The organism is Psychroserpens sp. S379A (genome assembly GCF_049800755.1).
In the GTDB taxonomy this organism is placed as follows: Bacteria; Bacteroidota; Bacteroidia; order Flavobacteriales; family Flavobacteriaceae; genus Psychroserpens.
The window spans coordinates 192611-200000 of the sequence record NZ_JBNAFQ010000006.1 but is presented as its reverse complement, the minus strand read 5'-3'; the positions used below and the strand labels follow the sequence as shown (position 1 = coordinate 200000).

The 7390-nt window shown below is 30.3% G+C and carries 5 protein-coding genes (1 of these 5 only partly in view); all 5 read right to left on the bottom strand.

The features are described from left to right. Nucleotides 1–1534, bottom strand: partial view of a putative porin gene (locus tag ACP15M_RS13735; protein WP_425077779.1) — the 5' portion only. It extends 377 nt beyond the left edge of the window; only the first 1534 of its 1911 coding nucleotides appear in the window; the start codon lies at nt 1532–1534; the stop codon falls past the left edge of the window. A 168-nt stretch (nt 1535–1702) separates the two neighbouring features. Beyond that, nucleotides 1703–3649: a S8 family serine peptidase gene (locus tag ACP15M_RS13730; protein WP_425077778.1), complete on the bottom strand. Its 1947-nt coding sequence runs from the start codon at nt 3647–3649 to the stop codon at nt 1703–1705. A 411-nt stretch (nt 3650–4060) separates the two neighbouring features. Further along, complete coding sequence (locus ACP15M_RS13725) at nt 4061–4972, bottom strand: hypothetical protein (protein ID WP_425077777.1); 912 nt, start codon at nt 4970–4972, stop codon at nt 4061–4063. Between the two features lie 3 nt (nt 4973–4975). Continuing rightward, entirely contained in the window at nt 4976–5830 is an 855-nt protein-coding gene (locus ACP15M_RS13720) for a hypothetical protein (protein WP_425077776.1), read from the bottom strand. Nucleotides 5831–5841: 11 nt separating this feature from the next. Then, entirely contained in the window at nt 5842–7383 is a 1542-nt protein-coding gene (locus ACP15M_RS13715) for a RagB/SusD family nutrient uptake outer membrane protein (RefSeq protein ID WP_425077775.1), read from the bottom strand. Between the last annotated feature and the right edge of the window lie 7 nt (nt 7384–7390).

The following is a 7390-nucleotide window of genomic DNA, read 5'->3' as shown; positions in this document are numbered from 1 at the left end:
ACATTATGGTGTTGTCTAAAGCAAATTTACCTAACTTAATTTCTTTGTTAACTTTTGCTTTGAAATAGTTAATTTGATCATCACTTTGAAATGGTTTAACTCTAACATTTTCTGTAGACTTCGTAAAAAAAGTATAATTATTAATGTTTGTATAATCTAAAGTAACATTGGCTATTTTAGATGATATCATTTCAAAGACAAACTGCTTCGTATTTACGTTTTCAAATGATTCAATATTATTCCAATTATAATTAATATAATCACTCTTATATAATAAAAAATTATAATTAGGCGCAGATGAATTTAATTTTAGTAATGCTTCAAGTCTTAAATCACTATTAAACTTATAACTAGCATTAGCTACAACTGTATTTCCTTCAAATTCACCACTTATATTAGCTAATATTTCTCCAGAAACAAATAGTTTATCAAAATTATTCTCATATTTAGCTCCTAGGGCAAAAGTTTTACCCTTAATTCTATTTGGCAAAATAATGTTATCTAATACTGTTACACTATTGTATCCGTAATTATAATTATTGTAATCTAAGTTAAACTGGAACTTACCAAACATTTTGTGGTCATATACCAAATAAAAACGATTATAAAAATTCTCAAGTGTGGTTCTGTCAACAATAGAACTTAAAAAAGCATCTCCAAAAAAATCATTCTGACGTGTTTGATCGAACTGATAGTATTTATCTTCAAAATGAATAACCTGTCCTACTACCAAACTATTATTTGCAAGAGAATCCTTTGATTTATTAATTAAAAATTGATGATCTAAATAAAATCGTTTTCCTTTAAGTAAACTTTCAGCATTTTCAAATTGAGGATCAAAAACTGCTCTATCAATAAAGTCTTCATCACCTGATTCAAAATTTTCGATATCCTCATCTTTAATTCCTCCATTTTCTTGATTTAAAAGATCTTGAGTTACCATATGGGCCATTAAATTATACCGATTGTTTTTCGTGTGAAAATTTGTTGTAACTCGAAAATTACCTGTGCTCGTTAATATATGTTGATAATTACCAAGAGATCTTAACCCCTTATAAGCTATTGAAAAATTAAATTGCGGAGAGGTATTAACAGTAAAAAAAGCATCTAATACTTGTCCTTGTTGAAACGCAGTTTTAAAAAACAATTCTGTGACAGGTGTAGGAACATAATAATAGTTTATGTCTTCAATCTCCATATAATTGAAATGTCTAGCCCTTGCTCCAAACAATGGTAAAGTAGATTTTTTATCAAAGTTCTTACTTAAAGAATTATATGTTTGTCCTATGTTAGAAAAAGGGATTAAACCAAAATTATCTTTTCTAAGATAATTGAACTTATAATCTTTTTTAATTGACAATGTAGTATCAATGTAAGTTGAATCATCTTCACGCGTAAATATTTTATAAATTTCAATAGAAGGTTTTTCCTTTCCTGATTTTTTATTACTAGATGTAGACGTTCTTGACACTGAAGTAGTATCTATATTAGGAGAAGTTTGTAATACTTTTTTTATCCTTTTTTGAGAATGCATAGTCATTGAAAAAAATAAAAAAATAAAAACTACAATAACTTTCTGAAACATAATCTTAGCTTTTATAAGCAAATAAACACATAAATTATTGATACAACTAATAAATATTTATTAAAAAAAGCCTTCAAGTTTGAAGGCTTTTTTTTTAAACAAACTACTTGAGAGTAATTATTCTACAATTAATTTATGTGTAGAAATATTATTACCTACTTTCACCTCAGAAATATATATCCCAGATTTCATACTAGACAAATCTATGGTAGTATTATATTTTGAAGTCGCACTTTGAAATACATCATCATATACAAGTCTACCACTTAAGTCATAAACTTTAATCTGAACATTCTCATTTAATGATGAATTAAAACTCAAATTAAACTTACCCTTACTTGGGTTAGGATAGATTCTAAAACCATCAAGAAAAGAATTTTCTTTAACACTTAAAGTTAAATTATTACCTGTTAAGATTAAAGAAAAATCTTGGCTTTGAGGAGCTGAAGTAGTTTCTGAAGAACCTACAATAGTTCCTTTGTGAGAAACTGTAAGTGTATATTCTCCTGAAACCGGCACTTCAATTTCTACTTTTTCAATATTATCTCTAATGTTATCTCCCTTTGTGCTTGTAATTCCAAATTGTCCCAACTCTAATCTCCATGGCAAAAAAGTATCTCCATCTTTCGTAACTCTTAAATCTAAATCATTAACTAATCTAGGAGTTTGATTGTTCAAACTTCCATTTGCAACTACAGTACCAGGAACATCTGTCCAACTTATGGTAGCAGATAAATTTTCTCCTGCTTGGGCGTTAAACACATACGTGTATACTTGTCCTTGATTCAATGTCAATTCATCAACTATTGCTTGGTTATTATTTGCATCAGTAATAGTCTCTGCCGAAGCTTTAGCATCTAAAAATCCCCATCCAAAAATAGGATCTGGCCCTGCAATATTAGCATCTATAGCAGTGTGGCAAACTAAACCTTTTAATGTTGATGAATTCATGTATTCACCATTCAATTGTTCATAATATTGCTGTAATAAAGCTAAAGTTCCTGTAGTATTTGGTGCAGACATAGACGTACCAGAAGAAACCGAGTAAGAACTCCCTTCAGCAGTAGAAAGTAAATTTGTCCCATCAGCAGCTAAATCAGGCTTAACCCTTAAATCATCCGTTGGACCTTGACTGCTGCCACTATTTATAGCTAAAGTTGAAAGTTCATAATTACCACTTCCTGAGGGTTGTTCTGTTACAGAAGGATTAGCATTAGCTATAACAAGGTTATTTTTTGAATTCTTGTCAGATGTAAGTTTATCAAATCCTGGAAAAAGACTTTGTGAATTAAAGAAGCCTCCAGAGTTTCCAGCCGAAGCAACAATTAAATATTTTGGGTTAACTCTAGAAATAAAATCAATATCTCGAGCATCTTGAGTATATGCGCCTAAAAACCAATTATCTACATTATCAGCTGGGATTCCATAAGAATGATTAGATAAATAAATAGGATTACTATTATCATTAACTGCTAAAATCATTTCTGATTCATCATTTGCCCAATTATAAGATTTTATATTAATATTAGTAGCCATTCCTTTTGCGGCAAAATTTAAACCTTTAGCCGCTATTGTTCCTGCAACATGTGTTCCATGACCACTAAAACTTCCTGTATCGCCATCAACTATTGTCATATCAATTGCTGTTACACGAGACGCATTATTTTGGAAATTAAGAAACTCAGGATGATTAAAATCTACAGGACCTCCATCCCAAACACCTACAGTCATTCCTGTTCCATCTAGATCTAAGCCTAAAGCTCCTCCAACTTGCAATTGGTTAGTCTTAGTTGCTCTTGATGCTTGAAGATTTTGAATAGTTTTATAGACTGGCCTTCCATCTATTATATCGTATACATATTTACTATTGGTGCCTTCATCAATAGCATTTCTAAAACTTGGGTTCTTTTCTAAATATAAACTAATTCTTTCTTTTCGCTTTTCTTCTTGAATATTTAGTTCTTTTAAAAGTTCAATATTAGCTTCAGACATTTTTATTTGCTCATTCTGAGAATATCCAGAAAAACCAAATACAATGATTAATAAAAGTGTAAAATTTTTCATTTTCATTTTTTTTTAATTTTACGCAATATAGCTGAATTTTATATAATGTAGTTTTAATTTTATCTTAAAAAGTTAGGTTTAACCAATATCTTCTCTTTTTTATAAATCTAATTTTTTGCTTAAAAAACTAGTGTTTTTTTCCATTGAATTATTAGAAAGATAAAGGAATATATTGTAAAAATGAACCAAGTTCAACTTAATCAACTTATTAAACCTAACAGTATATTAAATCCTTGTTAAATAACTCTTCCATAATATCTAAAACTTGTCTATAGACTAGTAAAATACTAAAAGTATCAAGCTCAACACTAAAACTTATAAAACTGTCAAGTTTAAGATACAACATAATACTGCTTTGTAAAAAAAAAGTCATCATTAAAATGATGACTTTTTTTAAAATAAAATTAATATCTAAATTTTTGTTAAGACAAATGAAGATAAGAAAGGTCCTCCACAAGATCCTAATGGATCTTCTGTATATGTAATTACAATTTCTTGATCATTACATATGTCCCAGCTTGCACTATCAGCTGCAGCTGCAGAATCAAACCCATACTCTGGAGCTCCAGCTCCACAAGCTATATTAAGACCTGTGAATCCAGCTAAAGTTACAGTATCATTGTCTGAAAACAAAAGAGAAAAAGCAAATTGAGTTCCTCCAGTAAAAGCTGGTAATCCACCACTAGTAAAGTTTCTTAGATTAGGATTGAATACATCCACAGCTAATGTTACTGTACCTGCCTCAAAATTAGAAGTATTATTACCTGGACCAATTGTACCAGTAACATCTGCGATAGTGTACTCTCCTACAAAGAAATCATTTGGCAAAACATCTGGATTTGTACAAGGTATAGTAACTCTATAACTAAGTACAGAATTATCATCTACACCAACTCCAACAGAACTAACATCAACATTTGTAATTATTACGTCAAAAGTAATAACTTCTGATCGTAAAACATCTAGATTGATGAACCCAATATTAAATCTACCTATTCTATCATTTGCATCAAACGCATAAGGATCAACAAATCCAGTACCTGATGTGTTGGTAACAAATGGTGTAAAATCGCCACTAACAGCTTCTAATCTATATGAAACATTTAAGCCATTTGGATAAGCAGGAACATTAACTCTAAAAGGGACAGCTAATTGAGTTGTCGCCTCACTAGCATTAACTGTAGCTGAATTTGCAGATGGATCAAAATCAACCCAGCCTGAAAGTTCATTTTCATCAAATTTATCTTCTAAATCATTTTGATCACAAGAAATTACTAAAAACAGCGACAAAAATGCAAAAATATATAACTTATTAATTTTCATAATTTATTGTTTTGTTAATTTATAGGTTGTAGTTACAACTGGAGCACAGTCTTCTTGAACATCATTTAAGAAAGATATCATAAATACGCTATCATCGTCTGGATCATAACTTTCGTTTGAATCAGCAGTTCCAAACCAATCTGTTCCATCTGCACAAACACAAGTGTTATCTTGTACAGGAACTGATGTTGTAAAAGGTGCGTTACCAGAAAGAGTAAAGCTAAATGAATTAAAACCTGTACAGTAGTTAGGGAAAAACTGAGTTTCTATAATTCTAGATAATCCTGAAGGATCTGAAGCATCAAAACTAATACTTACAACCTGTCCGTCACTTAAAGTTGGTCCATCTACATAATCAGTAAGTTCTTCCAAAAGATATGAACCAGTAAAAGGAGTATCTTCAAACATAGACACAACAATTAAATTAGAATCAAAACTCTCAGAAAATTGATTTGGAGATGCAGTAAAAGCTATCTGTAAAATCTCTCCTAGACTTAAACTATCATCCAAATCATTACCTTCAATAACTGCAGTCCCAAAATAAGAATTTGCAGGAATAGTAATAGAAGCCGGAAGATTAAAGTTAGAAATATCAGCTGTAGTTTCTTCTTCTAACAAATTTAGTGCATAACTTCTATCTTGTGAAGCTAAAAAACTAGACTCTAAAGTTATAACAACTTCTCCAGTTCCTAAATTTGCAACAGGTAAATCATAAAATCCATCATCAGTAAAAGACAAAAATGTTAGTTCCGAATTACCTCCGTCTTGATAAATAGTTCTATCAACTTCATCATCACATGAGTATGCTAAAAATAAAGATAGAACAATTGTAAGTAAAAATAATTTATTGTTTTTCATAATATATTTTTTTAATATTCTGGATTCTGTGATATCATTGAATTACCTTCTAATTCAGAAGTTGGTATCGGTAAAGTAAACTTAAAATCGTTAGCTGGCAAATTACATGGTGCTGTAAAAGAAAGACAATCAGAAGACTCTCTACTTATTCCAATACCAAGTTCTCCGCCAATACGTTTTAAATCTAAATATCTATGCCCTTCAAAACACAACTCAATTCTTCTTTCTGCTAAAATATCAGTAAGCGCTACACTTAAGTCACCTCCATAATCTGGTGTAGGTGGAGGGTTAGGCCCAATATTTCTGAAAGTTCTTAAGAAAGCTATTGAATTTTGAGCTGCTTGAAAATCCATTAATCTGGCTTCGCATTCTGCTTTAATCAATTGTAATTCAGAAGCTCTAAATAACTTAATATCATTAGTAAGCGCATTAGCGCCTCCTGGATATTTATTAATAAAAATACGATTAGTTAAAAGATTTTCTCCATCTATAGTACTCTCTTCATTGACATTTACCTCAAATCTAACATCATTACTATCAAATTGATTAAATAGGTCATTTGACATTTCGATATAAGCTCCACCAGTAGCACCAACATCATTAAAATAGAATAAACCAGCCACTGAAGCATCTCCATCTAAACGTTGTAGCTTAAATATAACCTCAGTATCATCACTATCATCAAACATATCGATATACTGTTGCGATGGTGCTAAAATATAATTATTTAAAAGTGCAGCAGATAAATCATAAGCTGATTGATAATCTCCAGTAAACAATGCTAATCTTGTTCTAATAAAATTTATAGCATCATTATTTAAATAAATATTACCAGCCGCTAAAGCCAAATCTGAATCTAAAAACTCTTCAGCTGAATCCAAATCATCACTAATAAATGTAACTGTCTCCTCTACTGTATTTCTTTCATATTGTTCACCTCCAGCTAAAGCATTATCAATATCTGGGACAAAATCAACATTAATAATTGACAAATCTGTAGGATTTTGATAATCTACTGTAAAATATTGAAACAAATCTAAATGAGCTAAAGCTCTAAGTGCATATAATTGCCCTCTAATATGTCTTAATTCATTAATAACATCAGTCTCAAAAGCTGAACCAAGTTCAATTTGTAATCGTTGGTACTCATCAGAAGCCTCAAAAGTTTCAATACCTCTAAAAACTCTATTAACTCTGTTAATTACAGCATATCTGTTTGACCAAATAGTTCCTGGTGTATCTGATCCTGGTTGAAGAATAAACGAATATGTAGACACTCCTTGTCCATTATTATCAATTCCTCTTTTAACGTTATCGGTGAAAATTTCATTAAAGTAAATTGCATCTACTCCAGCATCATTGCTGCCAAAATCAGGACCATAAGCAGAATAAGCTGAATTTAGCCCAGATTGAATATTCTCAACAGAATTAAATGCCTGAGGCTCATAAAGTTCACTTTCTTGCACTATATCTGTAGCATTTGAACAAGAATATGCCAAAACACCTAAAAATAGTATCGAAAATAAAAATTTTAATGTGGTTTTATATTTCATAATTTTA